Source organism: Agromyces humi (assembly GCF_009720255.1).
GTDB classification, from domain to species: domain Bacteria; phylum Actinomycetota; class Actinomycetes; order Actinomycetales; family Microbacteriaceae; genus Agromyces; species Agromyces humi.
On sequence record NZ_WJSP02000752.1, the window covers coordinates 1 to 632 of the forward strand.

A 632-nucleotide genomic window follows, 5' to 3' on the forward strand; every position below is an offset into this window, starting at 1 on the left:
CGCGCGACGAGCACGGCACCGGATGCCGCGCGCCCCGCGGTGTCGCGTTCGAACGTGCGCCGCTCGGCGTCCTTGGGCAGGTGGCCGTACGGGCCGGCGGCGAACGCGCGTTCGATGACGTCGGCCTCCGCGGCGAACTCGTGCGTGAGGACGGGCCCGATCGCGGGCAGCATGGTGGTGGTGTCGTCAGTCATGGGGATCCGATCCAGCCTACGCGCGAGTCGATGAGCGGTGGCTGAGGGCCGGGCTCGGCCCACCGCCCGAGCCTGAGCCTGCCGGTGGGCGCGCGTCGCACGCCCTGCGGCGGGCGTGCGTCCCCGGGGCTTCCGACGCAGGATCCTGCGACCGCACGCGGGATGCGTGCGCGATCACCGGCGTAGCCTTGAACGGTGACAGCGTTCGTCTCAGCCCTCGATCTCTTCTCGATCGGGATCGGCCCCTCGAGTTCGCACACCGTCGGCCCGATGCGGGCGGCTCGTGCGTTCGCCGAGCGACTCGCCGACGAGGGCATCCTCGACCGCGTCAGCCGCGTCACCTGCTCGCTCTACGGCTCGCTCGGGGCCACCGGCCTCGGCCACGGCACGCCCGACGCGGTGGTGGCCGGCCTCGCGGGCCTGAAGCCCGACGACTGC

2 protein-coding genes are annotated in these 632 nt (G+C 73.9%); one reads left to right on the top strand and one right to left on the bottom strand.

Annotated elements, in window-relative coordinates:
• On the bottom strand, window positions 1-194 hold a 194-nt coding region (locus GH736_RS23980), incomplete at its 3' end, for a hypothetical protein (protein ID WP_159607608.1).
• 195 nt (window positions 195-389) lie between these two features.
• Here GH736_RS23980 and GH736_RS23985 point away from each other — a divergent pair.
• A partial coding sequence (locus GH736_RS23985; protein ID WP_328596965.1) for a serine dehydratase beta chain occupies window positions 390-632 on the top strand: 243 nt, incomplete at its 3' end.